Annotated in this window: 27 protein-coding genes and 1 tRNA gene; 10 read left to right on the top strand and 18 right to left on the bottom strand. The window is 64.5% G+C overall.

The features are described 5' to 3' along the window. Positions 1–21: 21 nt before the first annotated feature. Positions 22–1,650, top strand: a complete 1,629-nt coding sequence (locus tag FHE74_RS06610) for an AMP-binding protein (protein ID WP_180339703.1) — start codon at positions 22–24, stop codon at positions 1,648–1,650. Here FHE74_RS06610 and FHE74_RS06615 read toward each other — a convergent pair. The 3 genes from FHE74_RS06615 to FHE74_RS06625 form a co-directional block, all read right to left on the bottom strand. After that, positions 1,631–3,211, bottom strand: a complete 1,581-nt coding sequence (locus tag FHE74_RS06615) for a hypothetical protein (RefSeq protein WP_139465721.1) — start codon at positions 3,209–3,211, stop codon at positions 1,631–1,633. The two genes, FHE74_RS06610 and FHE74_RS06615, sit on opposite strands and share 20 nt — an antisense overlap. A 233-nt stretch (positions 3,212–3,444) precedes the next feature. After that, a tRNA-Thr gene (locus FHE74_RS06620) sits at positions 3,445–3,520 on the bottom strand. A 49-nt stretch (positions 3,521–3,569) separates the two neighbouring features. Then, positions 3,570–4,778: a DNA polymerase III subunit delta' gene (locus FHE74_RS06625; RefSeq protein WP_180339704.1), complete on the bottom strand. Its 1,209-nt coding sequence runs from the start codon at positions 4,776–4,778 to the stop codon at positions 3,570–3,572. A gap of 32 nt (positions 4,779–4,810) precedes the next feature. Here FHE74_RS06625 and FHE74_RS06630 point away from each other — a divergent pair, with 32 nt between their 5' ends. Together FHE74_RS06630 and FHE74_RS06635 are read left to right on the top strand one after the other, a co-directional pair. After that, the gene (locus FHE74_RS06630; protein ID WP_139465722.1) at positions 4,811–6,337 is read left to right on the top strand and encodes an adenylate/guanylate cyclase domain-containing protein; all 1,527 of its coding nucleotides are present in this window, start codon (positions 4,811–4,813) and stop codon (positions 6,335–6,337) included. 108 nt (positions 6,338–6,445) lie between these two features. After that, positions 6,446–7,438, top strand: coding sequence for a calcium:cation antiporter (locus FHE74_RS06635; RefSeq protein ID WP_139465723.1), 993 nt, complete (start codon positions 6,446–6,448; stop codon positions 7,436–7,438). A gap of 9 nt (positions 7,439–7,447) precedes the next feature. Here the strand turns inward: FHE74_RS06635 and topA are convergent, their stop codons facing one another. After that, positions 7,448–10,363 carry a type I DNA topoisomerase gene (topA, locus tag FHE74_RS06640; RefSeq protein WP_139465724.1) on the bottom strand — a complete coding sequence of 972 codons (2,916 nt, stop codon included), beginning with the start codon at positions 10,361–10,363 and terminating at the stop codon, positions 7,448–7,450. Between the two features lie 112 nt (positions 10,364–10,475). On the opposite strand from topA, the gene FHE74_RS06645 reads away from it, so the two are divergent. Then, entirely contained in the window at positions 10,476–11,138 is a 663-nt protein-coding gene (locus FHE74_RS06645; protein ID WP_246049212.1) for a DedA family protein, read from the top strand. A gap of 47 nt (positions 11,139–11,185) precedes the next feature. Here FHE74_RS06645 and cspE read toward each other — a convergent pair whose 3' ends face one another. Then, positions 11,186–11,389: a transcription antiterminator/RNA stability regulator CspE gene (gene cspE / locus FHE74_RS06650; protein WP_139465725.1), complete on the bottom strand. Its 204-nt coding sequence runs from the start codon at positions 11,387–11,389 to the stop codon at positions 11,186–11,188. Between the two features lie 248 nt (positions 11,390–11,637). Between cspE and FHE74_RS06655 the strand changes: the two genes are divergently transcribed. Next, positions 11,638–14,007 carry a DEAD/DEAH box helicase gene (locus FHE74_RS06655; protein ID WP_139465726.1) on the top strand — a complete coding sequence of 790 codons (2,370 nt, stop codon included), beginning with the start codon at positions 11,638–11,640 and terminating at the stop codon, positions 14,005–14,007. Here the strand turns inward: FHE74_RS06655 and FHE74_RS06660 are convergent. Genes FHE74_RS06660 through ssd form a run of 7 tightly spaced genes read right to left on the bottom strand, consistent with a single transcriptional unit; the run spans position 13,976 to position 18,328 of the window. Further along, positions 13,976–14,293, bottom strand: coding sequence for an Rv3654c family TadE-like protein (locus FHE74_RS06660; RefSeq protein ID WP_139465727.1), 318 nt, complete (start codon positions 14,291–14,293; stop codon positions 13,976–13,978). The genes FHE74_RS06655 and FHE74_RS06660 overlap by 32 nt on opposite strands. Then, entirely contained in the window at positions 14,290–14,583 is a 294-nt protein-coding gene (locus FHE74_RS06665) for a hypothetical protein (RefSeq protein ID WP_139465728.1), read from the bottom strand. The genes FHE74_RS06660 and FHE74_RS06665 overlap by 4 nt, the downstream gene beginning before the upstream one ends. Positions 14,584–14,587: 4 nt before the next feature. Next, complete coding sequence (locus FHE74_RS06670) at positions 14,588–14,776, bottom strand: DUF4244 domain-containing protein (protein WP_139465729.1); 189 nt, start codon at positions 14,774–14,776, stop codon at positions 14,588–14,590. 17 nt (positions 14,777–14,793) lie between these two features. After that, a complete protein-coding gene (locus tag FHE74_RS06675; RefSeq protein ID WP_139465730.1) occupies positions 14,794–15,345 on the bottom strand; it encodes a type II secretion system F family protein in 552 nt (183 codons plus the stop codon). Further along, positions 15,342–16,118 carry a type II secretion system F family protein gene (locus FHE74_RS06680; protein ID WP_139465731.1) on the bottom strand — a complete coding sequence of 259 codons (777 nt, stop codon included), beginning with the start codon at positions 16,116–16,118 and terminating at the stop codon, positions 15,342–15,344. Before FHE74_RS06680 ends, FHE74_RS06675 begins: the two co-directional genes overlap by 4 nt. Further along, the gene (locus FHE74_RS06685; protein WP_425456329.1) at positions 16,119–17,258 is read right to left on the bottom strand and encodes a TadA family conjugal transfer-associated ATPase; all 1,140 of its coding nucleotides are present in this window, start codon (positions 17,256–17,258) and stop codon (positions 16,119–16,121) included. Then, positions 17,255–18,328 (bottom strand): septum site-determining protein Ssd, encoded by a 1,074-nt coding sequence (gene ssd / locus FHE74_RS06690; protein ID WP_246049213.1) that lies wholly within the window; start codon positions 18,326–18,328, stop codon positions 17,255–17,257. The genes FHE74_RS06685 and ssd overlap by 4 nt, the downstream gene beginning before the upstream one ends. 346 nt (positions 18,329–18,674) lie before the next feature. On the opposite strand from ssd, the gene FHE74_RS06695 reads away from it, so the two are divergent. Further along, positions 18,675–19,481: an HAD family hydrolase gene (locus FHE74_RS06695; protein ID WP_139465732.1), complete on the top strand. Its 807-nt coding sequence runs from the start codon at positions 18,675–18,677 to the stop codon at positions 19,479–19,481. Here FHE74_RS06695 and FHE74_RS06700 read toward each other — a convergent pair. Further along, positions 19,478–20,134 carry a hypothetical protein gene (locus FHE74_RS06700; RefSeq protein ID WP_139465733.1) on the bottom strand — a complete coding sequence of 219 codons (657 nt, stop codon included), beginning with the start codon at positions 20,132–20,134 and terminating at the stop codon, positions 19,478–19,480. The two genes, FHE74_RS06695 and FHE74_RS06700, sit on opposite strands and share 4 nt — an antisense overlap. 167 nt (positions 20,135–20,301) lie before the next feature. Between FHE74_RS06700 and FHE74_RS06705 the strand changes: the two genes are divergently transcribed. Both FHE74_RS06705 and FHE74_RS06710 read left to right on the top strand, forming a co-directional pair. Then, positions 20,302–20,820: a phage holin family protein gene (locus FHE74_RS06705; RefSeq protein ID WP_139465734.1), complete on the top strand. Its 519-nt coding sequence runs from the start codon at positions 20,302–20,304 to the stop codon at positions 20,818–20,820. A gap of 71 nt (positions 20,821–20,891) precedes the next feature. Beyond that, complete coding sequence (locus FHE74_RS06710; protein ID WP_139465735.1) at positions 20,892–21,824, top strand: alpha/beta fold hydrolase; 933 nt, start codon at positions 20,892–20,894, stop codon at positions 21,822–21,824. On the opposite strand, the gene FHE74_RS06715 is transcribed toward FHE74_RS06710, so the two are convergent. The 4 genes from FHE74_RS06715 to nth are packed head-to-tail and all read right to left on the bottom strand — an operon-like array spanning position 21,772 to position 25,114. Further along, the gene (locus FHE74_RS06715; protein ID WP_246049214.1) at positions 21,772–22,986 is read right to left on the bottom strand and encodes a MarP family serine protease; all 1,215 of its coding nucleotides are present in this window, start codon (positions 22,984–22,986) and stop codon (positions 21,772–21,774) included. The two genes, FHE74_RS06710 and FHE74_RS06715, sit on opposite strands and share 53 nt — an antisense overlap. 51 nt (positions 22,987–23,037) lie before the next feature. Then, positions 23,038–23,676, bottom strand: coding sequence for an NUDIX hydrolase (locus FHE74_RS06720; RefSeq protein ID WP_180339706.1), 639 nt, complete (start codon positions 23,674–23,676; stop codon positions 23,038–23,040). A gap of 47 nt (positions 23,677–23,723) precedes the next feature. Continuing rightward, the gene (locus tag FHE74_RS06725; protein ID WP_139465738.1) at positions 23,724–24,299 is read right to left on the bottom strand and encodes a TlpA family protein disulfide reductase; all 576 of its coding nucleotides are present in this window, start codon (positions 24,297–24,299) and stop codon (positions 23,724–23,726) included. After that, positions 24,296–25,114, bottom strand: coding sequence for an endonuclease III (gene nth / locus FHE74_RS06730; protein ID WP_139465739.1), 819 nt, complete (start codon positions 25,112–25,114; stop codon positions 24,296–24,298). Before nth ends, FHE74_RS06725 begins: the two co-directional genes overlap by 4 nt. Before the next feature lie 45 nt (positions 25,115–25,159). Here nth and FHE74_RS10805 point away from each other — a divergent pair, with 45 nt between their 5' ends. Both FHE74_RS10805 and glxR read left to right on the top strand, forming a co-directional pair. Further along, the gene (locus tag FHE74_RS10805) at positions 25,160–25,282 is read left to right on the top strand and encodes a hypothetical protein (protein WP_281279412.1); all 123 of its coding nucleotides are present in this window, start codon (positions 25,160–25,162) and stop codon (positions 25,280–25,282) included. Positions 25,283–25,470: 188 nt separating this feature from the next. Next, the gene (gene glxR, locus FHE74_RS06735; protein ID WP_139465740.1) at positions 25,471–26,154 is read left to right on the top strand and encodes a CRP-like cAMP-activated global transcriptional regulator GlxR; all 684 of its coding nucleotides are present in this window, start codon (positions 25,471–25,473) and stop codon (positions 26,152–26,154) included. Here the strand turns inward: glxR and FHE74_RS06740 are convergent, their stop codons facing one another. After that, complete coding sequence (locus tag FHE74_RS06740) at positions 26,155–26,967, bottom strand: MBL fold metallo-hydrolase (protein WP_139465741.1); 813 nt, start codon at positions 26,965–26,967, stop codon at positions 26,155–26,157. Between the last annotated feature and the right edge of the window lie 33 nt (positions 26,968–27,000).

Genomic DNA, 27,000 nt, shown 5'->3' on the forward strand with positions numbered 1-27,000 from the left:
CCATTTGCTTTAAGGAGCCCAGTGCGCAGCACCATCAGTGACGCAGCCTTTACCGCGAGCACCGTGGCAAAGAACCTGCCCGTCCTTTTCCGCAACCGCTTGATCGACCTGTCTGCGCCACCCAAGGCAACGCTCAGTCTCGTACCGGGACTCGCTCGTTATTGGTTCACCCTGGCCCGCGAATTCGAGCTGGCCTACGCCACCTGCCCTGATCGCATTGGGCTTATCGACGACGACGGCACCCTGACCTACCGTCAGCTCCGCGAGCAGGCACGCACGATTGCCCGCTTCCTTTTGAGCCTGGGCGAAGACGAGCTCCACATCGGCATCATGGCGCGTAACGGGCGCGGCATCATTCTGCCCATGGCCGCCAAGGGGTACGCCGGCGCCACCCTGTACCTGCTCAACGTGGGGTCCTCCCCCGAGCAGCTGCTTGGCTGCATCGAGGAGAACAACATCAACGTCCTCTTCGTGGACGACGAGTTCGCCGACCGCGTCCCGCAGCGCCCGGGCCTTAACGTGATCTATGCCCACCAGGCGCAGCAGCGCAACGACCACGTGGGCATCAACCACATCGTTCGCCACCCCGAGGATTACCGCAGCGTTTCGCTGCCAACCTTCCCGCGCCATGGCGGCATCATCCTGATGAGCTCCGGCACCTCCGGCGTGCCCAAGGGCGTGGTCCGCCCCGAGCCCAAGCTGCCCACCGTGCTGGGTGGAGTGATGCGCGCGATTCCTTGGCGTGCCGACGTCCGGGTGCAGATGACCGCCTCCATGTTCCACACCTGGGGCTGGTCCATGATCAACATCGCCTTCGCAGCCCGCGCCACTGTGATCACCCAGCGCGTGTTCGACGCCGAGAACTGTCTGCGACAGATCGAGCGCTACCGCGTCGAGGGACTGGTCAGCTCCCCCATCTTCTTCAAGCAGATGCTCCAGGTGCCCGGCAACGAGCAGTACGACACGAGCTCGCTGGACTTCATTGCCTCCTCCGGCAACGCGCTGACCCCCGCCCTGGTCGAAGAGACCATCGAGCGTTTCGGCCCCATCCTGTGCAACATCTACGGGTCTACCGAGCTCACCCTGGCCGCCAGCGCGACCGCCGAGGAGATCGCCGCTGATCCCACGATCGCTGGCCACATCTCCACCGGCACCCGCCTGAAGATCCTGGACAAGAACGGCAAAGAGGTCCCCAATGGGCAGATCGGCCGGGTGTTCCTGCGCAACAACACGTCACTGACCGGATACACCAACCCGAACATTCCGATCATCGAGGAGCAAGGCCTCATTCAGATGGGCGATCTGGGTTACCTCGATGAGAACAACATGCTCCACGTCCTCGGCCGCATCGATGACATGATCATCGTCGGCGGCGAGAACGTCTACCCGCGCAGCGTCGAAGAAATCCTGGAGCCCATGCCGGGCATCAAGGACCTCACCGCAAAGGGCGTGGACGATCCGGACACCTTCCAGCGCATCGCCGTGTGGGTCGTGCGTGACGAGACCCCCGCCGGGCAGGACTTGAGCGAGGATTCCGTGCGCGCCTGGGTGGCCGATCACCTGGCGGACCACTCCATCCCGCGCGACGTGCACTTCGTCGACGAGCTGCCCCGCAACGCCACCGGCAAGGTTATGCCGCGGATGCTGTAACCAGGGTTCCGACCTCACTCTGCCCCAGGCACACCTTGGTGTCTGGGGAATTCAGCGTCAGGGTCGCCCCTCCCCCGCGCAGCCGCACGTGAGTCTGGTGCAGGCCCTCATGCACGGGGATGATCACCGGCTCACCGCCTTCCAGCTCGATCGTGAGCTGCCCCTCAGCATCTGCCAGGTAGTTCAGCCGCAGCGTCCACTCCACATTCATGAGCGGCCCATCGAGGGCAATCGTGCGTGATCCCTCCACACACCCAGGCTGGGCAGCAGTGGACCGCGCGGGAATGAGGGTGGCGGGCACCAGCGCACCATCTGGGCCCACCAGATATGGCTTCTCGACGTCCGGGCTCACCCGGTCGGGGACCAACGTCGATAGCCGGTTGTACGGGTGGGTAATCGGTAGCAGCACCTGGAAGGATACCGCCTGGTCCAGCACCTGTTCCTCGCTGTTGTTAAAAGCCGCAAAGTAATCGCGCGCCGGCTGATCTGACCACGCACGTGCGTAGTTAACGATGCTCGTCAGCGACACAAGTAGCACTGCAGCCACCAGCCCCTTCCCCAGCCCCCGCGGAATCTGGCGGGCGGCGGGGGCTGCCAGGCTTAGACCCACCAGCAGGGCAACCTCGGGGAAATGGCGAAGTGTCTGTGTAATTTCTGGGGCCGTATTGGGACCAGATCGAGCAATTGCCAACAGTAGAAACACCAACGCGGGGTAGGCCAGCGCCACAATGGTGGGAACGACCCGTCGGTACAAAAGCAACCCCACCACAATGAACCCGGCGAGCAGCAACACAATCGGCGGGGTGGCCAGCGGCGGGCCCGGGTGCCAGCGTTCCCAGAGCACAGGCCCGCCGGCCAGCGCGGGTACGAAGGAATCCAGGTACCCGGTGCGCAAGAAGTCACCAAAGGTGGTCAAGGAAGCATGAATGGGGTTCCCGGCGACCAGCATGTACACCACCGCCCAGGCAGTCGAAGGAACCAGGACGGCGCAGACCAACCACGGGGAGATGCGACGGACGACTGCGAGGAAGATCAGCGTGAACGGTGCCAGAATGATCACCCGCTCGCTGAATGCCCCGGCCAGCCCGATGGCTGCGGCCACGACAAAGAGATCGCGCGGGTGCTGGGCGTTCCACGCGTGGGCACACCAGATGGCCGCGAGTGCTAGCAAGGGAATCGCCTGCACGGCGGCGGCTGCCCAGGTCGCCGCAGGAAGCGTGACGGGGTTAAGCAACACCACCGGCACCAACCACCAGGCCCTCGTCGGGGCAATGCGCCAAAAAGCGTATCCAACGCTCGCACACAGCAACAGGTTGCCCAGCCCCAAAGCGACGGCAGCTGCGGGCCAGGTTAGGCCCTCGCTCAGCTGCGCCCAGAGCCAGATCACCAGCCAGGCGCCGGGCATGAGGTGACCATCACGCACCTGCCATAGCAGGGTTCCCAGGTCGCTGTCCCGCGCCTGCGCCAACAGGACCAGGTCGTCCATATAGAACCAGCCGCTGGCTGCCACGAGGACTCGAATGAGCGCCACGATCACCACTGACGCAAAAGCTTTCTGCATGCTATCGATTATGCCCCGAAGGCCGCAGTTCCCACCGAGCGTCCCCCAACGCTTCTTCGGTGTCTGCGACCCCGGCTCGCCCCCGAGGAGCACAGTAGGCAACCATCCGGCGCGCCACGATGGAAGGTTGCCAAATGCAATGGTTGTCAAGAATTTGACTGATCACTCGTTGCCTGCAAAGCCAAAATCCGGCCTTGCCTGCTGTTCTCAGCGGGTAAGACCGGATGTTTGCCTGGAGCCGCCTGCGAGAATCGAACTCGCGACCTTTTCATTACGAGTGAAGCGCTCTACCGACTGAGCTAAGGCGGCAACACGCGACAATCTTAGTCGAGCTCACAGTCAGAGAGAAAACGCCAGGTTAGCGCACCTTAAAAGCGAGGCGGATGCGGCCGAGCATTCCGTCGAAGGCCAGCTGTGGGGTGACGTTGGCTCGCAGTCGCTCGCGGCATTGGCGAATCGCATCCTGGGCCTCGACCAGCGCGGGCATCCCACCCTTGTCCGCGAGCTCGCGGGCCAGCGGCTCAAAGTCCGGGTGGACGAGTTCTTCTTCGGCTTCAGCTGCGAGCATCATGGCATCGCGGTAAATCGCGGCGAAGTCCACCAAAGCCAGGTCCAGGATGTCGGTGCGCGCACGGGTGCGTCGCCGCTTCTGGTTGGCCTGCAGCTCCTTGATGTCACCGGCACTACCGCGAGTGGATTTGTGCACGCCCTTGCCCTTCGCCCCGTAGCCGAGGGACTCCTCGAGCTTGCGCAGCTCCTTTTCGTCCTGCTCTTCATAGGTCTCCGCGATTTCCTTGTCCACCGCCTTGAGCAGGGAGTTAACGGCCTGGAAGGCCTGATCGCCGTGGAATACTAGCTCCGCGAGGTTGATGGCCTGCGCACGGCGGGCCTGCATGCTGGGCATGTTCACCAGCCGCCGAGCCCGGCCGATGTGATGCAAGGAGGTCACGGCCGCCAGGTGTGCGTCCTGCGGGGTGGCCTTGTCCTCGTCGACAAGCAACTGGACGATGTGCTGCGTGCTGGGGCTCGGAATGTAGAGGTGCCGGCAGCGCGAACGAAGGGTGGGCATGAAGTCATCGGGCGCTAAGGAGGGCGCGCACATGAGTATCGCGGTGGAGGCTGGCGGTTCCTCGATCGTCTTGAGCAAGGAGTTGGCCGCGTGCGCGTTAAGACGATCCGCGTCCTCGATGATGACCACGCGCCATTGGGCAACCGTCGGCAGCGAGTGCGCCGCCGGGATGATGTGATCGCGGGCCTGGGCGGCCAGGATCTCGGAGCCCTGCGGGATGATTTGGACGATGTCGGTGTGCGCACCGGTGGCGGCATCGATGCAGTTCTGGCAGCGTCCGCACCCGATCTCTGCAGAGTCGGAGCACACCAGCGCCTGCGCAAAGGCTCGCGCCGCGACGGAGCGACCAGCCCCGGGCGGACCAGTCAGGACCCACGAGTGCGTCATCGCGTGGGCATCGGCCCCGTCTTCTCCTCGGGCGGCTGCGACGGCCGCGAATACGGCGTCGCGCACGCGGGGCATATCGGCCAACACTTCAGCCACGCTCTTGACGCTCACTCCCTACACCCTAGCGTCTAAAGTAAAACACCATGAGCAGACTGGTACGAGAGCTGAAGTGGCTGTGGTCGACGTCGTGGCCCCTCTATGCCGCCCTCGTGCTCAGTTGCAACCTCATCGGCGCGGTAGCCACCATGCTGTTTGTGCGCTACCTCCTGCCGCTGCGTGATCCGGCAACCTCGACCCTGGGGTCGGTGGAGCTGGGCGCGATCGGCGTCAGCTACGTGGTCTTCGCCATCGTCGTCGGCATCCTGGTCACCCTGCTGCTCTTCAGACCGGTGCTGGATTGGCAGCGCGACCCGGAGCGACACGACCCCAACATGGTCCGCTCCCTGGTCATGCGCCTGCCCGTGTACCAGGCGGTGGTGTGCGCGGCCGTGTGGCTGGTGGGAATCGTGTTAGCTGTGGCCATCATCGCCACCACCAGCACGGTCAATGCGATCGCCTCAGGCGCGGCGATGGCGCTGGCGGCCGCCGTGATCGTGCTGCTCACTTTCCTGCAGGCAGAGCGCCTCGTGCGTCCGGTGGCGGCAGAGGCCCTGGCCCGCCAGTTCGAGGACGCTTCCTTGGAGCCGCCGATCACCCACCGGTTGCTGCTCACCTGGATTATCACCTCGGCGGTTCCGATCCTGGGCATCATCATGACGCTGTTGGGTCAGCGCTACGGCCTGCTGAGCAACAACCCCGGTGAGGAGATTCCGGCGATCGTCGCGCTGGCGATCATGGCTATCGTCACCGGCTACATCGGCACGACGTTGTCCACCGCCAGCGTCACGGATCCCATCCACGAGCTGCAGGCGGCCATCAACCGGGTGCGCCGCGGCGACGCCGACGTGCAGGTAGACATCTACGACGGCTCCGAGATCGGCGTGCTCCAGGCCGGGTTCAACGAGATGATGCGCGGGCTCAAGGAGCGTCAACGCGTGCGCGACATCTTCGGCGCCTATGTGGGCACCGAGGTGGCCGAGCGCGCCCTCGAGGAGCAGCCCGAGCTCGGCGGGGAGGACCGCAAGGTGGCGGTGCTCTTTATCGACGTCATCGGCTCCACGACGTTTGCGGTCGATCACTCCCCGGAGGAGGTCGTCACGGAGCTCAACAAGTTCTTCGAGGTCGTCGTCTCCGTGGTGCACCGCAATAAGGGCATCATCAACAAGTTCCAGGGAGATGCCGCCCTGGCCATCTTCGGCGCTCCGCTGCAGGTCAATGACGCGACCAGCTGGGCTTTGTCCGCTGCCCGTGAGTTGCGCCAGGAGCTGCGCGACCTGCGCCTCCAGGCGGGCATTGGTGTGGCCGCGGGTCACGTGGTCGCCGGCAACATCGGTGGCCACGACCGCTTCGAGTACACCGTGATTGGCGACGCGGTCAACCTTGCCGCCCGACTCACCGAGCTAGCCAAGGACACCCCGGGGCGTGTGCTCACCAACTCCTCCACCCTGCGCGGCGCCAACGAGGCCGAGCAGGCGCGGTGGACCACCCTGAAGTCCATCGAGTTGCGTGGGCGCAACAGCATGACCCAGCTCGCCCGGCCAATTCGCGCCACCCTGGCGGATCGCTCCTAACCCTTGCCAGGGGCGCTCGGTCTGATCTAGCGTCGAGATCACCGCGACGACGCGGTCTACAGCTGTCATCGACGGGGACGACCCCGATTAAGGATTTCTCGTCAGAGAATGCCCACTGTCGTCGCACTCGCCGCTGCCGCGGTAATTGGAATTCTTCCAACCCATTCGCTCCTAGCAGTCTGGGCCATCCTCGGGCTTACGCTTGCGGCCATCGCCTATGCCTCTACCGGAGTACTGCACCACGCCGAGACCCTGGCCAAGCGGGTTCCCGATCCTTTTGGCACCCTCATCCTCACGATCTCCATCGTGGCCATGGAGGTCATCCTGCTCAGCGCCGTGTTGTTCGGCCCAGGCGAGCACGCCAGCATTGCCCGCGACTCCACCATGGCCGCACTTGCGCTGGTCATCGGGGCCTTGATTCCGGTGTCGCTGTGGCTATCCCCGCGCTCGTCTCAGCTACGCCGCTCCGGCTTGGCGACGTACCTTTTCACCCTGGTCACACTGGGCATCCTGGCCTTTGGCGCGGTGCATCTGCTTCCTAGCCTGTGGGTGGCTGCGCTGACCGCGCTCAGCTATGCGGCCTTTTTGTACCGTCAGCTGGTCACTCATCCGCACGACTTCGCCAGCAAAGAGGTGGACGCACCAGACACCAGTGCTCACTCCACCGGGGTACACGTGGGCCTGCTCTTGCTGACCGCCGCGCCCATCGTGCTGCTCAGCCACCACATGGCCGGGCTGCTCACCCCCGCCCTAGCCAGCATCGGTGCGCCCGGGGCCTGGGCGGGAGTCATCGTGGCTGCCACAGTGCTCCTGCCGGAGGGACTGACCACGCTGCGAGCGGCCCAGCGCGGTGACTTGCAGCGCGTCTCCAATCTCACCCACGGGGCTTTGACCTCGGTAGTAGGGCTTACCATCCCGGTCGTCCTGGTCATCGGCGCAGCCACCGGCCAAGCCATCGACCTCACAATCGGTGCCTGGCACGCCGCCACGCTGGCACTCGCGGCCGTAGTCACCGCCGCCCTGTGGGCCCATCCGCGGCCAGCGCATTGGCTCGCCGCCGCCCACCTCACGGTGGCAGCGGCATTCCTGGCCGGCCTCTAGGACGGGAACTTACTTGCGGCGGCTGCCTGCCTTAACCACGCGCTTGGTGGTGCGCTTGACCGAGGACTTTTTCTTCTTCGGCTTAGCGCCACCCTCCGCGGCCTCCTTCGCCCGGCGTTCGGAGAGCAGCTCGTTGGCGCGGGCATCGGTCAGCGTCTCCGGGGTATCGCCCTTGCGCAGCGAGGCGTTGGTCTCGCCATCGGTGACGTAAGGGCCAAAGCGACCGTCCTTGACGCTCATCGGCTTGCCCGAGACGTCGTTGTCGCCCAGCATCTTCAGCGGCGGCTTGGCGGCAGCGCGCCCGCGACGCTTCGGCTCGGCGTAGATGCGACGGGCCTGCTCGAGGGTCACGGTGAAGATCTCCTCCTCGCTGGCCAGCGATCGGGAGTCGGAGCCCTTCTTCAGGTAGGGGCCGTAGCGACCGTTCTGGGCGGTGATCATTTCACCGTCAGCCGGGTCGACACCGACCTCGCGCGGCAGGGCCAGCAGCTGCAGTGCCTCCTCCAGGGTCACCGACCCCGGATCCATCGAGCTGAGCAGCGATGCGGTTCCGGGCTTGAGCTTGTTCTCCACAAACTCGTTGATCCGCTTTTCCTTCTGCTTCGCAGCGGTCTTGGTGTCCCAGTTCTTCTTGCGCTTGCCCTCTTCGGCCCGCTGCTTGTCCTCGGCTTCGCGCTCGGCGGCGACGACCTGCTCGGCTTCGGCTTCTGCTCGCTCGCGCTCGTCGTCACGCACCTGCTCGGTGACGTAGGGGCCGTAGCGGCCCTCCTTAGCCATCACCATGCGGCCGTTGGCCGGGTTTTCGCCCAGCTCGCGCCCGCCCTGCGGGGTGGCAAACAGCTTCTCGGCCACCTCGAGGGTGAGCTCATCCGGCGTCGTGGCCTCGGGGAGGTTGGCACGCTGGTACTCGGGCTCGCCCTCGCTGGTGGTGCCCACGATGCGCTCGATGTAGGGCCCATAACGGCCCACGCGCACGGTCACGGCCCTACCCTCGTCGTCCGTGAAGAGCACCAGGGAGTTGACCTCGCGGGCGTCGATGGCTTCCAAATTGACGTCGACAAGCGTCTTCAAACCACCGCGAGCCGCGATCGAATCCGCCATATCGTCGCCGGCCTCGGCATCGCCAAAGTAGAACCCGGTGAGCCACTCGGTGCGGTCCTCCAGGCCCGCTGCGATGGCATCCAGCTGGTCCTCCATCGAGGAGGTGAAGCCGTAATCCACCAGCGAGGTGAAGTTACGCTCCATAAGGCCCACGACGGCAAACGCGACCCAACTCGGCACCAGGGCATTGCCGCGCGGGTAGACGTATCCGCGGTCCTGAATGGTCTTGATGATCGAGGCGTACGTCGACGGGCGCCCGATGCCCAGATCCTCCATCTTCTTCACCAGGCTTGCCTCGGTGTAGCGCGCCGGCGGGTTGGTGGAGTGGCCATCGGCGCTGATCTGCAGAGCGGTCAGCTCGTCACCCTTGGTTAGCCGCGGCAGGTGGGACTCGTTCTTCTCCCCCGCATCCGCGCTCAGTGCACGCATGAAGCCCGGGAAGGTGATGGTGCGACCGGTGGCGCTAAATTCCACCTGCTCACCCGAGGAGGCCTGGCCGGTGACGAGCACCTTCATCGAGGTGCCTCGGGCGTCGGCCATCTGGGAGGCGACGGTGCGGGCCCAGATGAGTTCGTAGAGCTTGAACTCCTCGGCATCGAGCTGGCCGGACAGCTCGCCCGGGGTGGCAAAGCGGTCGCCGGCGGGACGCACAGCCTCGTGTGCCTCCTGCGAGTTCTTCACCTTGCGCTCATAGCGGCGAGGAGATTCGGAGACGAACTTCTCGCCGAACAGCTGCCGGGCCTGGCTGCGCGCGGCGTCTAGCCCCTGCTTGGACAGGGCCGTGGAGTCGGTACGCATATAGGTGATGTGGCCGTTTTCGTACAGGCGCTGGGCGATGCGCATCGTGCGCTCGGAGGTGAAGTGCAGGCGCCGGCCGGCCTCTTGCTGCAGGGTCGAGGTCATAAACGGTGCCTGCGGCTTGCGGGAGTACGGCTTTTCCTCCACGGACGCCACGTGCAGCATCGCGCCGTCGAGCCCGGCGGCCAGCTTCTTAGCCACCGCTTCATCGACCACGGTGACATCCGACGCGGAGCCCTTGAGGCGGCCGTCGTCACCGAAGTCCCGGCCCTGCGCCACGCGCTTGCCCTCGAGGCCGCTCAGGCGAGCCGAGAACGTGCGCGGGTTCTCCTCATCGGACTGCGTGTTGCCGGTGTCCAGGTCGGCGGTCAGGTCCCAGAAGTCAGCTGAGACGAAGGCCATCCGCTCGCGTTCACGCTCCACGATGACGCGGGTAGCCACCGACTGCACACGTCCGGCGGACAGGCGGGGCATGACCTTCTTCCACAGCACGGGGGAAACCTCGTAGCCGTAGAGGCGGTCCAAGATGCGGCGGGTCTCCTGCGCGTCGACCAGGTGGTCGTCGATGTCGCGGGTGTTGCGTGCCGCCTCCTGGATGGCGGACTCGGTGATCTCGTTGAACACCATGCGCCGCACCGGCACCTTGGGCTTGAGCACCTCCAGCAGGTGCCACGCGATGGCCTCGCCCTCGCGGTCGGGGTCTGTGGCCAGGAAAAGCTGATCGCACTGCTTGAGCTTGGCCTTGAGGTCGGAGACCTTCTTCTTCTTGTCCGGGCTGACGATGTAGAGCGGCTTGAAACCGTGATCCATGTCCACACCCAAACGGGCCCAGGGTTCCTTCTTGTATTTCGCTGGGACGTCGGCGGCACCGCGGGGAAGGTCACGGATGTGACCCACGGAGGCCTCAACGATGTAGCTGGAGCCCAGGTACTTCTGGATCTTCTTCGCCTTCGTTGCCGACTCCACGATCACCAGGGTCTTGCCGGCTGGCTCCGGGGAGTCGCTGTGGGGAGCGTGAGTAGCCACAGTGTGCTCGTTGTCCTTCCTCGCGAACGGTGTTTTCACCTGTGACGGTACACAGTATCTAATGGGTCCCCTGCATGCCAGGTACCTTTAGGCGTCGTTACACTCGCCAACAGTGGCTCGGCAGCCTGGAGAAGCGAAGGGAGTGGCCATGACGGATCAGTTGACCCAATGGGTCGAAGCGGTCATGACGATGCCCTGGTTATATCCGCTCGTCTCACTCTTTGTTGCCATAGACGCCCTTGTTCCCCTGATCCCCAGCGAGACCGTCCTCAACCTCGCCGGGGCCTGGGCCGGCGCCACGGGACGCCCGAATCTGGGTGGAGTCTTCTGGGCGGCGATGGTCGGTGGCATTCTCGGCGACAACGTGCTGTTCTTCTTGGGACGTCGCTATGGTTCGCGTATCAACCAGTTCCGCCCCAACTCCAAGCCCGGGCGTGCCGTGAACTGGGTCAAGGGGTCGCTGCGCAAGAACGCCGGGGCCACGATCATCATCGCTCGCTTTATCCCCTGGGGGCGCTGGGTAACAACCCTGTTGCTGGGGTCGGTGAGCTACTCCTGGTTGCTGTTCGTGCTTTACGACGTCCTGGGCCTGGCCCTCTGGGCCGGAGTCGGCCTGGGCGTGGGCTTTGCGGGAGGCATGCTCTTCCAGGACGCTCCCCTGCTAGCACTGGTAGTAGGCATCGTGGCCGGCACGGCCGTCGGCCTGGCCATCCAGCGCCTGCAGCTGGCCGTCCTGGAGTGGATGGACGAGCGCCGAGGCCAATCGAAGGCATAAAAGAAGCGCCCCACCATCAGTTGGTGAAGCGCCATCTTTAGTGGTGCTTAGAGAGCACGCACCTGCTGAGCCTGCGGGCCCTTAGCGCCCTCGCCGACCTCGAACTCAACCTGCTGGTTCTCCTCGAGGGTGCGGAAGCCGTTGCCCTGGATCTCGGAGTAGTGAACGAAGACGTCGGAGGAGCCGTCGTCCGGAGCGATGAAGCCGAAGCCCTTTTCAGCGTTGAACCACTTAACGGTGCCAGTAGCCATGTTGTTTCCTTCAATCTGATTTCTGTGGGATTGGTCAGCCTTGCCACGTTGGTGACAAACCTGGGTCGGGCCGAACCACCAAGCCCCCTCAGAGAGGAAACCTGGTGCCCGCGTAAACGTCCTTGCGAGCACCTACGTGTAACTGCGCTAGAAATCCGCGACCACTGCCTAGTGTGGCACGGTTTAGGGGAAATAGCTTGCTTTAGACTGAAATTTTCCATTGCGGAGCACTACACCCGGGGGTAATCGTGGCAGGTCAAACACTGGGACAAGAGCTCATCGAGGCAGCTCAGAAACGCTTTCCTGAGTCCCATCTGACCCATCCGCATACCATCGAACCCCGCGCAGCTCGCTATGGAGATTGGCCCGATTGGGTCCTTGGCCCCCTTCAGCAGCGCCTCATCGACGCCGGAATTTCCCGCCCCTACATCCACCAGGTCGCGGTGGCCGAGGCCGCCTTTGGCGGCCACGACGTCATCGTCTCCACCGGCACGTCCTCTGGAAAGTCGCTGGGATACCAGCTGCCCATCCTGACCACGCTGGCCACGCACCCCCGAGCCTGCGCGCTGTATCTCACCCCCACCAAGGCCCTGGGCTCGGACCAGTTACAAGCGCTCACGCGCCTGATTAGCGGGATCGACGAGCTAGCTAACGTCCACCCCGCTCCCTACGACGGCGATACCCCCACCGAGGCTCGTTCCACCATCCGCGATCATTCGCGCCTGGTCTTTTCTAATCCCGACATGGTGCATTCCTCCCTGCTCGGGGCTCATGAACGCTGGGGGCGGTTCTTCCGAAACCTGCAGTACATCGTGATCGACGAATGCCACAGCTATCGCGGTGTTTTCGGTGCGAATGTCGCGCTGGTTATTCGCCGCCTGCTGCGCATCGCCGCCCGATATGGTGCCCACCCGGTGATTATCCTGGCCTCCGCCACGGTCGCCGATCCCGCCGACGGGGCTCGCCGCCTTACTGGCCGAGACGAAATCCTGGCGGTCACCGAGGACGGTTCTGCCCAGGGGGAAAGGACCGTCGCCCTCTGGGAGCCTGGGTTCATCGAGGGCGCCCAGACCCCGGATGGAACTCCGATCAGACGAGCGGCCACCACCGAGGCCGCCGGTTTAATGGCCGTGGCTATCCGGGAGGGAGCACGCACCCTGACCTTCGTGCGCTCCCGGCGCGCCGCCGAAATCGTGGCGCTTCGCACCCAAGAAGAGCTATCTGCCATGGGTCGGCTCGACTTCGCTCATCGCGTCGCGCCGTATCGCGCAGGTTACCTTGCCGACGACCGGCGAGAACTGGAACGCAAGCTCGACGACGGTTCCCTGCTAGGGGTGGCCACCACCAATGCCCTGGAGATGGGGATTGACGTCGGTGGCCTGGATGCGGTGGTTACCGCGGGCTTTCCCGGCACCGTCGCGAGCTTCTGGCAGCAGGCCGGTCGCGCGGGCCGGCGTGGCCAGGGTTCTCTGGTAGCCCTGGTGGCGCGCGACGACCCCATGGACACCTACCTGGTACATCACCCCGAAGCCTTGCTGGGGCGCCCGGTCGAGCGCAGTGTGTTCAACCCGGCGAACCCCTACCTGCTGCGCGGCCATCTCTACTGCGCTGCGGTCGAAGCACCGTTGACGCAAGAGGAGGTCACAGCTTTCCAGGGTGAGCAGGTGGTAGGCGAGCTACTGGACATGGGATTGCTGCGCAAGCGCCCACAGGGGTACTTTGCTGCTCCCCGGCCGCATGATGACAGCGACTTACCCACCCCGGACACCGCGCATTCCGCCGTAGCTATCCGCGGGGGCGCGGGGCAGGAGGTGATGATCGTCGACATGACCGATTCGCGGTTGTTGGGAACTGTCGACGCCGCCCGCGCAGCAGCTCAAGTTCATACCGGGGCCGTGTACCTCCACCAGGGAGAGAGCTTTGTCATTGAGGAGCTCGACCTAGACAACTATCTCGCCCTGGCCCGACCTGACGAGCCCGAATACACCACGAGTGCGCGCTCCACGACGGACATCCGCATCCTGGGCGAGCCCGATCAGCTGATCTCCTACGGAGCCGGGCTGTGGGTAGCCAACGTGGAGGTCGAGGTGAGCGACCGCGTCACGGGGTACGTCGTGCGCTTCCCTGATGGCACGGTCGGTGAGCACATCCCCCTGGATTTGCCGGAGCAAAGGCTGGTCACCAGGGCAGTTGCCTACACCGTTGATCCCCTAGTGCTCACAGCTGCTGGCATTACTGCCGGTGAGATCCCCGGCGCGCTGCACGCCGCCGAGCACGCGGCCATAGGCTTGCTCCCTCTATTGGCTACGTGCGATCGCTGGGACATCGGAGGAGTGTCCACCGCTTTGCACGCCGACACCGGGCTGCCCACAGTGTTCGTCTACGACGGGCACCCCGGTGGAGCTGGATTCGCCGACGAAGGTTTCCGGCGCTTCCCCGAGTGGATCGCCGCCACTTATCGAGCGGTCCGCGCCTGTGAGTGCGAGTCCGGGTGCCCGTCGTGTGTGCAATCACCCAAGTGCGGCAACGGGAATAACCCCTTGGACAAGCAAGCGGCATTGAGGCTTCTCGACGCCCTGCACACCCTCACGAGTTCAGAGGGCCAGCCCGCGCGCTGACCTGGGAAGCGCGAACTGCGACGGTCACCTGGACATCGCGCTCTTGTATCACGCATTCCTCCAGGCGGGCGTGGTTGAGCTCGGCCACTCTGACAGCCGTCGAGCAGCCGTCCTCCCCTCGGACGTGACGTTCGGCAGCAGCTACTGCGGTGAGGTCCGCGGCGAGGCGTGCCTGGTGAGTATCCAGGCGAAGCGTTGCTATCCCTGCCACCAGGCCAGTGAGGGCAGCGAGGGCGGCGATAATACCAACTGCTGCGATGGTGGCATTGCCGTGATCGTTTCTCACGGAACCTCCACGGGGAACACGGCCTGGGCTTCCATCGGCTTGATGGGGCCGGGTACCGAGGAGGTGACCCGCACAAAGTCTGTGTCCTGCTCGATGCTGACCGTGCCTATTGGTGGTTCGTAGTCCAGGCCCACGGCATGGGCGCGGGCGGCAGCGGCGGCAATATCAACGGCAGTGATCTTGGCAGCCAAGGTGGCCATGGCCGCGACGATCGCAGCTGCCACGATGACGAGGCTGGCCAGGCTAAGGGCGGCTTCGATCGTGACGGAGCCGCGGTCGTCGCGAAGCATGATCCTAGGCCGGGGAGTTCGAGAGGGCGTCGGTGATGATGGACTCGATGGCGTTGACTACACCGTCGCCATTAATGACGGTGTAGAGAACCGCAGCTAGAGCAGCTGCAGCCAAAGAACCCATGGCGTATTCAACAGTTGACATTCCCCCATCATTGGTAACGAGGGACTTGATGCGGAGGTAGATATTCATGGTCAAAAGACTTCTTTCTACGGTAGGTGTGTGAATAGTGAGTAGAGAAGGGGTGCTAACCCCAGGACGAGGAACGCGGGAAGAAAGCATCCGGTAAGCGGTAGGGAAATGAGGACCCCGGCACGCTCGGCCCGAGCCACGGCGTCGTCGCTTGCTTGTTCGCGCAGTCGGATGGCCAGCTGGCGCAGGCCCTGCACGAGGGATGACCCCGAGGAGGATGAGCGTCTCAGCATGCGACTGAGTTCGTCGAAGCCGGTGAGGCTCTCGGAATCCGCGAACGCTCGATCAGCACCAATGCCGAGTGCCATGAGGCTGCCGGCGCGGCGCCATTCCGCCTTCGTAGAGGAACCAGCCGCGTCTGCCACCGCTCGCACTGCATGGGTGAGCGGGAGGCCCGCCGCTAGGCAGAGGGCAAAGAGATCGAGGTCATCAGCAAATTCCAAGGAGTTGATCTTCCCCGGGCCGTCCCTTGGGTTCTTGGCAGTGCGCTGCCCGAGGGGCAAGCGTCGAGCCGGAGATATGAAAGGCAGGGCGCACACCGCTGCAAGCAGGACAAGTGCGAGGATCATGCCGCTGCCCTCGCAATGATCAGATCGGAGATGATGAGCCCGGCGCAGATCAACGCACTACCGCTGACCAACAGCGCCGCGCCGACACCGGGGCCCAAGAGAACTCCGAGCGGATCCGCACCCATGCTGGCTCCGAGCAGAATTCCTGCTAGTGGCAGGAGGCTCAAGATCACGGCCGTGGCGCGAGGACCTTGCAGGCTGGCAGAGGTCGCTCCCCGATGGGCTCGCTGCGCGGCCAGGCGCGCTCGCACTTGATCAAGAAGGTCTGCTGCTGCCAGGCCATGCGATTCACTCAGCGCCCACACACTCGCCAGGGGTGCTAGCTGCGGATGCTCCTGGAGCGCGAGGTGAGCGGGAATTCCGCGGCGCACGTGGGTGGAGGTTTGGGCGAAGACGGTGCGAAGTTCCTCGGGACAGTGCGCCGGTAAGTCCTCGCTGGCTCGGGTAAACGCGTTAGCCAAGAGTGCACCGGAGCGCACGTCTGCAACCACGTGAGTCAAAAGGGTTTCCGTTACCTGTTGGGCGGTCCGGCGCTGGCGCTCACGAACCCCGCGACTAACCAAGCGCACTCCGGTTGCGGCGAACAAAACTGCGCTGACAACCACTCCCGCTTGTCCACCGGCGCTCAGAATGAGGGCACCCACAATGGGTAACACCAACGCCACTGTGCGGGGGACTCCGGCCTGCTCACTGGGAACAATCCGCTTTCGCGGATGTGGGACACCGACGAGACAAGCCAGCGCAGCGAGCAAGGGAATAACTACGGAAGGCATCTACCATTCCTTCCCAGTCAGTTGCTCTCGCAGGCGTGCTGAAGCCGGTTCACCGCTGCGCCACAAGGTTCTTACTTGGACAGGGTTTCCCTCCAACACGGCGATTTGGGCAAGCTCGCGGGTTCCGTCCTGACGCCTGCGCATGACCAGTGCGATGTCTACCGCCGCAGCAAGCTGGGAATGCAGGGCCGCGCGATCCAGTCCGCCCAGGGCTGCGAGGGCTTCCATTCGGGCCGGGATCTCCGCGGCGGTGTTGGCATGCAACGTCCCCGCTCCCCCATCGTGACCGGTGTTGAGCGCCGCGAGAAGGTCCACCACCTCGCGTCCACGGATCTCCCCGACGACAAGTCGGTCCGGTCGCATGCGGAGCGCCTGCACGAGGAGGTCGGACATCGAAATGGCACCGGTTCCCTCAGTGTTGTGCGCCCGCGTGGTTAGGCCCACGACGTGGGGGTGGACGGGATCGAGTTCCGCGGTGTCCTCGATGCAGATGATGCGCTCGTGGGCGGGCACCTCGGCCAGTAGTGCGCTCAGCAAAGTCGTTTTCCCGGTACCGGTTCCGCCCACCACCAAAAAGGACAACCGGGCGGCGATCATGGACTGCAGCAGTTCGGCAATCTCTGCTGGCACGCTAGCTGAGCGCACGAGGTCTTCCAGGCGGGTGGTCGCCTGGCGCAGCACTCGTAGGCTGAGCAACGTATGGCTGCGCGCGGGAGGACTCAATACCGCGTGCAGGCGAACCAGGGTGCCGTCGTCACGCCGAATTCGCCCATCGACGAAGGGTTGGGCGTCATCGAGTCGTCGCCCACAGGCCGAGGCCAAACGTGTGGCCAGCCGGCGGACGTCGTCGTCTTCGGCGAAGCGCACCTCGGTCAGCTCAAGACCATGTCCCCGGTCGATCCAGACTTCCTGGGGACTGTTGACTATGACGTCGGTGAGGCCGTCGAGAAGCAAGAGCCGCTCGAGGGGACCCGCGCCAGTGACGTTATCTCGCAGGCGGCGGAGGACGTCGAGGAGTTCGAGATCGCTGATGACGCCGGCCTCGTCGCGAATGAGCCGGGCGAGTGCGGCCGGGTCGTCGATCGGGTTGTCTAGGAGGCGTCGCTGCACGCGGTCGAGCAGGTCATCGGACATGTTCATGCGCCGACCTCGCTGAGAATGTCATCGGCTAGGCGGGCCAGGGCTGCAGGCAGTCGCCGCGGCAATCCCCCTAGCTCGGTGTCCTTGGCCAGACCGCGCACACTTGGCAAGGTGGCCAAAACACTGCTGGAAGTAATGCGCTCTACCTCGGACTCCTCCAGCCCCGCCCACCCGCGGTTGCGAGCCACGATCACGTGCGGCAGGCGTTGGGCGCGCAGCCGTGCCGCGAGGCGAGCCGCGGAAGCTGCGGCGCGCACCTCGGTGGGGCACACGATCACGGTCAAGTCCGCGTTAATGAGCTCGGGCGGGGCGTCGACCACGATCACGCCGCCCCCACCGCGCAGGCTGGACAGCAGGGCATCCAGCGCCGAGGCAGTCAGCCGGAAGGGGTCATCGATGGTCGAGCGTGCCGCCGATAACACCGCCAGCTGATCGGGTCCCTGGATCAGCGCGGCCCGCAGGTCAGCATGGTTGAGCCCTTGCTCACCGCCGGGGATGTCCGGCCAGCGCAGGCCGGGGGCGTCTTCCACGCCGAGCAGCAAGTCGATGCCCCCGGATCGCGGATCCGCATCCACCAAGGTGACCGCCCCTCCGGCACGCCGCGCGATCGCCGCCGCCAAGGTCGAGGCGCCAGCTCCACCGGCACTGCCCACGACCGCGATGCACACGGCATTGCCTCCGATGGCAGCTCGAGGTGAGGCACCGGTAGCCGAGACCTTTGCCAAAGCTCGCAGCAGTTCGGCCGATTCGGCGGGCAGCGAGAAAGCCTGCTGTGCGTGCGCAGCGAGCGCGGCGTTCCAGGCCATGGGTACGCCATCGGGAGTCAGGAAGAACCTCGGAGGCCCCACCGGAGAATCAGGAAGGTGCGGCGCAAATTCCGCATCCACCAGCACCGCCGCGGCACGGTGAGAATGGCGGGCAACATCGTGCGGGGAGGTGGACACATCGATCACTGGACGGGTGCTAGCCGCAGCGATGTGGACTGCCTCAGGATGAAGCGTCGGATCACCCACCGCGACCACCACGAAGGCCTCGGTCCTGTGTGCTGCATCGTTCATGGCATCGTTCATGCCTCGAATGGTGCTGGACAAGTCGGCCACCCAGGCCTCGCGACGGAAAAGCTGGGGATAACTCGCCAATTAGTTGATGGATCCCCAAACAAGGTGGGGAAATTAAGAGACGGCCCGCACCTCGGGGGGATGTGCGAGCCGTCGTAACCCGGCCTCGGGGGGCGAGCCGGGGCCGATCAACCGGTAAACGGGATCAGGCACATGCGAGTATGACACACCAAAAGTCAAGCCTCCAAATACCTGGCGGGCGTGTTTTCACGGTGCTCATTCTTACGTAACGATGGTCAGCAAAGGCGTCGATAAGCTCCCTAGAACCCCTCCCCCAAACCACGTAGAGTCGAGCACTATGAGCCCACGGCCCACGGCAGCATTTTTTGACCTGGACAAGACCATCATCGCCACCTCTTCTGCGCTCGCGTTTGGGCGCGAATTCATGCACAACGGCCTGGTCACCCGCGCCGAAGCGATGCATTTCTCCCTGGTCAAGGCCAGTTATCTGGTTTCCGGGCAAACCAGCGAGCAGATGGATACCACCCGCGATCAGCTCACCGCCCTGGTCGCCGGCTGGGACGTCGATGAGGTCCAGCGCATCACCACCGAGGCGATGCATTCCGTGGTTACCCCGGTTATTTACGCCGAGGCCCGCGACCTGATTCGCCAGCACCGGGAGGCCGGCCGTGACGTCGTCATCGTTTCTGCGTCGGTGACGCACCTGGTGCACCCCATCGCCGCCGAGCTGGGGATTGCGCCGGAGGACGTCATCGCCTCCGAGCTCGAAGTGGAACAGGGGCGCTTTACGGGCGAGGTCCTGGCCTACCTCAAGGGTCCGGCTAAGGCGGAAGCTATGCGCGCCATGGCCGAGCGCCGTGGTTATGACATGGCAGGCAGCTACGCCTACTCCGACTCGGCCACTGACGTTCCCATGTTGGAGCAGGTCGGAAACCCGGTGGCCGTGAACCCGGATCGCGCCCTGAAAAAGGCTGCATTGGAGCGCGGCTGGACCATTCGTTCCTTTAAGGACCCGGTCCCCCTGGTCACTTTGCCCACCGCCCGCGACATCGGCATCGGCGCGGGCGTGCTCGCCGGGCTCGCTGCGGTCACGGCCGGAAGCATCTGGATAGCCCAACGCGGGCGCAACAGCTCGGCCTCCTAGCAGGCCGCCACGATAGATTCCGCTTCCGCAGCGCCTGCGCTCCAGGCACACAGCACCCCTTCCAACAAGGGAATCGGATCCTGCGCATAGCTCTTCGCCAACCCGTGGACCTCGGTGCGATGGCGCGAAAACCACACCTCCGGCACGCAGATGCCCGCGGGATCAGCACCATTGGCTCGGGCAAGTAGGCGCATGAACACGCGGGCCACGACCGCGCTGTGCTGTCCACACAGCTGGCGTCCCGCGATTTCCCCGTAGGCCACCGCGCACAGGAGCAACGGTTCGAGCTCGCTCTGCGCGATGGTCCGGCTCAGCTGACGCGCCCGCTCGGCTGCTCCCGGGGCAGGCGTGGCCTGGCCACCGGCCAAAACGCTCAGCCGCGCCAAGGCATGTGCTGGCTCCCGAAGCGCAACCCGGGCAGCGGCCTCCACGGAGTTGGGCGCTAAGAGGCCGTAGACGCGCAGGTCGGTCTTACCCAGCTCGCGCTGTTCAATGCGCGCGCTCAACCTAGCCCCGCGCAGGGCGGACTCAGCGGCGATCACTTCTCCCCGCCTGAGCACGGGCGGTCGACGATGGACGGTGGCGATGTCCGCCCGAGCCTGGTCATGCAGCGCCTGAAGGTCACCCACCTGCAGGAGTGAAAAAGTGGACATACCGCAACCCTAAGCCCTAGATAGCAACGTCTCGCTAGTAAGCTGTCAAGCAGCATTGCACGTTTTAGACGTACACTGTTGTTCTGGATCGGTCTCACACTATTGGTGAAGTCAGGGACCATGAGATCAACTCAAGTCAAGTACAAACCCATAAGGTAGGACACAACGTGAGCACCCCCGCGAACGAAAACGGCCTTTTCACGGAAGGCCCGGAGAAGTTCTCCGGCAAAGTAAATTCCATCCCGCTGAGCGACGTCGACTCGACTCGCCCGGGCGAGACCTCGCTGGGCGACCTCGTTTCCAACGCCACCTCGCAGATCTCCACCCTGGTCCGCTCCGAGATTGAGCTGGCCAAGACCGAGATCGCTGGTGAGGTGAAGAAGGGCGCCATCGGCGGCGGCCTATTCGCTGTGGCAGGCGTCATTGCCCTGTACAGCTCCTTCTTCTTTTTCTTCTTCCTCGCTGAGCTGCTCGACCTCTGGCTCGATCGCTGGGCTGCCTTCCTCATCGTCTTCCTGCTCATGCTGGTCATTGCGGCCGTTGCCGCTCTGATCGGTTGGAACCGCTTTAAGAAGATCCAGAAGCCCAAGGCCACGATCGACTCGGTATCGGAAATGAAGAACCTGGTGCCGGGCAAGGCGCAGAAGAAGATCGGTGCCCGCAACGAGCACGGCCTGTACACCTAAGCTGGCCCTAAGAAACCCCAGTCGCTGGTTGGCGGCTGGGGTTTTATCGTTCAAAGGACGTTTTTGCACGCATGGCATCTCCTAACACCGTGGCCTTTGAGGGCGACTTCGCACACACCTACCTGTACACCCGGGGTATCCGCTTGCACGTCGCACAGTCCGGAGAGCCCTCCGGCGAGCTGGTCATTCTGCTGCACGACGGGTTCGGCGCCTGGTTTGACTTCGCACACGTCATCGCACCCCTGGCCGCCCAGGGGTTCCATGTGGCAGCCCTGGACCTGCGCGGGTATGGACTCTCCGACAAGCCCCCGCTCGGCTCCGACTTCAGCGTCCGTACTCTCGCCAGCGACCTAGCGGGGGTGATACCTGCCCTTGGCCACGAGTCGGCGCACCTGGTGGGAGCTGACATCGGCGGCGCAATCGGGTGGGTGCTCGCCACGACCCATCCCCACCTTGTCACCTCGCTAACATCCATTTCCGCAGCCCATCCCCATGATCTGCGCCGGGCCATGCGCGCCCGCCCGTGGGATTATCTGGTTCTGCTGGTACGTCAGATGATGTTGCGCTTATCTGCGCCCCTTCCCTCCCATCAGCGGCTTCTTCACTGGTTGGCTGCCCGCCACGAGCGCCTTAACGTCACCCCGGAAAACGCCCCCAGCGAGCGGGTGCAGAGCCACCTCGCGCAGCGTCACGCTGGTATTCGCGTGGATGCAGCTGCGGGTGCCATGTCCCGAATCGCCGGACTGATTGTGTCTTATGTTCCCGGAAGCAGGGCGCGCGGCCAGGTACGCTGCCCGGTCCTGCTGCTCCACCCGCCACAGTCGCTTTGGCCACGCATGCTGCGAATCATGCGCACACGCGTAGCGGAGCCTGCCTTGCTGGCCCACGACCACATCGCTGGTACCAAGAACCTGCCGCACGTGGAACGCCCGGAGGAATTCACGCAGCGGGTCAGCGACTTTGTACGCAGCCTGCCGTGTCCACCAGCTGGGTCAGCTCAGTAACATCTCCGATGTGCGAGCGGACCTCTTCGGCTGTGAGGGCGAAGCCCATGCCTTCGACGTCGCGCGAGGCTCCGAACACCACGCCCATAACCTCGCCCTGCGGGGTGAGCAGCGGTCCACCCGAGTTGCCTTCACGGATGGTGCCGCGCACGCTGTAGGCCTCCCGCTCAATGCTGCCCTGGGCGTAGATGTCGGCCCCGGCGATACGTAGCCGGTCTGCGATGCGGGCCGGTGCGGCCTCGAAGGGACCAGACTCGGGGTATCCCAGAACGACTGCGTCATCTCCCGACGCTGCGGGCTTGGCTGCCCACGGCAAGGGAGAGATTCCCAGGTCGGGGCTGTAAAGGACCGCGATGTCCAGCTCCGGGTCGAAGTAGACCACGTCGGCATCCTTGACGCCGAGCACGGTGTCCAGGCGCACGGAATTTGTTCCGGCCACCACGTGGGCGTTGGTCACCACGTAATCGGGAGCGGTCACAAAACCGGATCCCATGAGGCGGCGCTGGCAGGTTTCGGCGGCACCCATAACGTGGATGACGGAGGGACGAACCTCGGCGATGACCTGCGGGTTAGCCAGTTCCTGGTCAGGTGCCGCTACCTCGCGTCCGAGCGGGTTCGGGTCGTGATCGACCAAATGGGGCAGGCCGGCGTCGTCGATAAGCGAGGACAGTCGAGACGGCACCGAGTGCAGCCACCTCGGGGCGAGCGAATCCACCGCCCCGAGAACGCGGGAGTCCTCGATTCCGCGCGCGACGGGCGGCGCGGGCTGCTCCAAGACGCGCCCAAGGGGTTGGGCCACGAACCAGCACACCACGAGCACGACTGGCACGTGCAGAATCGCCCCCAGCACGGAGTTGAGACGCATGGCAGCACGCGTACGGAACTGGCGGTGTACCGAATATCCCAAGTTGGCGCCGAGGTAGCTGCACAGCCACACCACCACGACCAGCACCACCAAGGCCAGGATGAAGCTCACGCCCTGTTCCAGGGAGGAGCGCATGATGACGGGCGCGATGGCAAGCCCCAGGAAGCAACCGGCCACTACGCCAATGGCAGAGAGCACCGAGCCGATCGCGCCATGGCGCCATCCCGCGGCGAAGGCGCTCAGCGCGAATCCGATGAGGATCACGTCAACTATCAGGCTGGCCACGTCAGTGTGCACGCTCCCCATCTGGGTATAGACAGCAGGGCAAATGAACTGAAAGTCTACTCCCTAGCGCCGGCGTTCCTGGTTTCTGGAGGCATCCAGCGCGCCGGCCAGGTCCTCGACCGGACCGTGTGGGTCCAGCTCCTCGGCCCATTCCGCGGCGACCAGCACCGACTCGATCACGCTGGCCGTAAAACCCCACACCAGATAGCCGTTGTGCCAGAAGGCTGGGCCTCGGTAATTGCCGGCACCCACCTGGATGCGTTGCGCGAGCAGCTCGTCGACGGAAGCCGAGAATACGTCGTCCACCTCCACCTCACTGTGCGGAAAAACCGGTGAGGGTGAGTGCCAATGGGCAAGCACTGGGTGGACGGGGTGGTTGTTGGCGCTGACGTGCAAAGCCCCCAACACGCCCAGGGGCGTGATGTCCTCGGCCCGGGCTGCAGTTTCCTCCCAGGCTTCACGCAGCGCGCACGCCACCACGGAGCGATCCTCCGGGTCGACCCTCCCGCCCGGCAGCGCGATCTGACCGGGGTGCGAGCGCATCGTCGGCGAGCGGTGGGTCAGGAGAAGCTGGGCCTCGTCCCGGCTATCCCCGGCAAAAAGAAGGAGGACAGCCGCGGCCCGCTTACCGCGGGGCGGATTCTGCTCATCGACCCCCAGCAGGTTGCGGGCGTAGGCGGTCGCCTGGGGCAGGCGCGCCACCGCGGGACGCAGCCACGCCGGCGCCCGTGATGGCCTCAGCGTGTCCACTACGACCTCCCTGCCAGCGCTTCTGCGACCTTGCTTTCAATCTGCTCCACGCTCTCGAAGGCGACGGGGATGCGGGCGACCGGCTCGCCGTCGACAAACACCACAGTGATGGGAACAACCGACGGCAGGCCCAGGGAGCCGGCGAAGCGATTGTCATTGTCCTGGTAGCTGGGCAATCCAACCCCCAGGTCATTGAGGAAGGCCGCGCCATTGCCGGCAGCCTTGTCGGCATGCACCCCAACCACCTGATGCTCTGGGTGGGCCTGCGAGTACTGCTCGAGCAACGGCAACTCCTCGCGACACGGCCCGCACCACCAGGCCCAGACGTTGGCGATGACCACGCCCTCATTTTGCGGTCGCTGCCCCGCATTACCGCCGAGGCACTCCAGGTCAATGCCCCCTATACCGTGGGAGGGGCAATCAGGGCGCTGCGGAACGGGGGCCGCCTGTTGGGATGCTTCTGCGCTCTGCTCGTTCGAGGTTCCCGACGAGGTCAAAAACAAGGCTGCTGCCACCACCGCGATGATGGACACCAGTGCTAGCGCGATCCCGGCGATCAGGGACTTCTTGTTCATCGGAGTGCCTCCAGATTGTCTCGGCGCGCCAGATCCGCCTCACTCACCAAACTCTGAGCTGCGCCTGGTTCGGCCGGCCCGGCGATCCCAAAGGAGGGACAGTCCGCGGCCAAGGGGCACACCCCGCACGCGGCTTTCCGGGCATGACAGTACCTGCGTCCGTGCCAGATGATGCGCTGGGAAAAGTCGGTCCACTCTCGCTTCTCGACGCGCCTTCCCACCTCCTTCTCAATCTGCTCCGGAGTCGGTTTTTGTCCTAGCCCGTCGATTACCCGGAAGCGTGCCATCAGGCGCTGAAAGTGCGTGTCCACGGTCAGCCCGGGCTGGCCAAAAGCATTTCCGCGCACAACATGCGCGGTCTTGCGACCTACTCCGGCAAGACGAACCAGGTCATCCAGTCCCTCCGGCACCTGGCCGCCGTGCTCGGTGACCAGGCTTTGCGCCAGGCTGATGATGTTTGCCGCCTTGGCGCGGTAGAAACCAGTGGGTCGAATGATCTCCTCGACCTCCGCCGGGGAGGCGCCGGCCAATGCCGCCGCGTTGGGGAATCGTGCGAAAAGGCGCGGGGTGACCTGGTTGACGCGCACGTCGGTGGTCTGGGCGGACAGTACGGTCGCAATCAGCAGCTCGAAGGCAGAGTTAAAGTCGAGCTCCGCGTGGGCATCCGGGTACACCGCTGCCAGCGTGCGGTTGATTCGGCGGAGCCGGCGGGTAGCACCCAGGTCCGTTTCCTTCCCGCGCGCTGCCCGGTGGGAGCCCACACGTGGCAGGTTCGCTGGAGTCAGGCTCCCGGACGCTGTTTCAGCTGGCGACATATCTCCAAATATTAGTGCGCGGCGCGGCAGGTTAGGATGTTGGGCATGATCGTCCTACTCGTCCTGGCAGCCCCGCTCGCGCTCGCCCTCTTTACGATGTGGATGGAAAAGATGGAGTCCGCCGTGTTGCGGCGCCCGGATACGACCCCGCCCGATCCCGGCGCATGATACTATCTTTAAAGGTTTTGTGACTATTGCACTTTTACTTTCTCCAGCGTGACCAAAAACACGGTAAGGTAGACCGGGTAAAAGTTACATAGCATCAATCGCTAGCGCCGGACTCTCCACTACCTCGCCATTCGGAGCGCATTTTCACGGTGAATCCGGCACGCACATGTAGCCAAGAGGAAGAGCTTATGGAAAACGTCCAGGAAATTCTCGCCCGCGCAGGAATTTTTCACGGGGTAGACCCGACGGCCGTCAACAACCTGATCAAGGAGCTGGAGACCGTCCGTTTCACCCGCGGAACCACCATCTTCGACGAGGGCGACCCTGGCGACCGCCTCTACATCATTACCTCGGGCAAGGTGAAGCTCGCCCGCCACGCCAACGACGGCCGCGAGAACCTGCTGACCGTCATGGGCCCCTCCGACATGTTCGGCGAGCTGTCCATCTTCGATCCGGGCCCGCGCACCTCCTCGGCCGTCTGCGTCACCGAAGTTCACGCGGCAACTATGGATTCTGAGCTGCTGCGTAAGTGGATCTCTGATCACCCGGAGATCTCCCAGCAGCTGCTGCGCGTGCTGGCTCGACGCCTGCGCCGCACCAACGCGGCCCTGGCCGACCTCATCTTCACCGACGTGCCAGGCCGTGTGGCTAAGACCCTGCTGCAGCTGGCCAATCGCTTCGGCACCCAGGAGGGTGGCGCCCTGCGCGTGAACCACGATCTCACCCAGGAGGAGATCGCTCAGCTGGTAGGCGCCTCGCGCGAGACCGTGAACAAGGCGCTGGCCACGTTCGCCCACCGCGGATGGATCCGCCTGGAGGGCAAGTCGGTAGTCATCGTGGACACCGAGCACTTGGCCAAGCGCGCGCGCTAATTACTCCTGCTCAGCGAGGTAACGCAGGGCCACTCGCGTGGACTGCTCTGCGGCACCTCGCAGCACCGGGTCGACGTCCTGGTACATGGCGTCGACCAATTCCCCGACGCTGATGTCGCGCCCCTTGAGCTCCCACTGCTCCTTAATCTGCTGCAGACGGTAGAGACGGCGCTCGATGTACTTCTTCGCCACCGCAGACACATCCGGCTGCTCGGCACCGTGCCCGGGCAGCAGGGTGATGTCCTTGCCGCGCTCCTGCAAAATCTCGAGGGATCGCAGGTAGTCACCGAGGTCGCCATCGGTTTCGGAGATCATAGTGGTGTGGCGGCCGGCGAGCGTATCGCCGGTGATGATGCCCTCGAGCTGGGAGTTCTTAGCCTCACCGCCGTAGACGAAAAGGCTGACGGAATCGCGGGTATGGCCCGGGGTGTGCACGACCTCTACCTGAGGCGTGACATCCTCCACGGTGAGAATTTCCCCGTCGACAAGCGCCTCTCCCCCAGCACAGTAACGCGGATCGAAGGAGCGCACGGGAGCGCCGGTGAGCTGGCGGAAGCGTTCGGCACTGTCCGCGTGGTCGTAGTGACGGTGAGTCAGCACGACCAGTCCCACGCGCTCTCCCCGAGCGGCGAGCACATTGAGGTGCCCCTCATCTTCGGGGCCGGGATCAACGACGATGCTTACCTCGTCTTCAGGCGCGCGCACGACCCAGGAATTTGTTCCCTCGAGGGCCGCGTAGCTCGGGTTCGGGCACAGCACAACGGCTGCCGAATCCGTGACCTGACGAAGCTGGCTATAAGCAGGGTGCTCCATGGGTATTAAGCCTACCGCGCATCAGGCGATGCA

This window comes from Corynebacterium tapiri (assembly GCF_006334925.1).
Lineage (GTDB): Bacteria > Actinomycetota > Actinomycetes > Mycobacteriales > Mycobacteriaceae > Corynebacterium > Corynebacterium tapiri.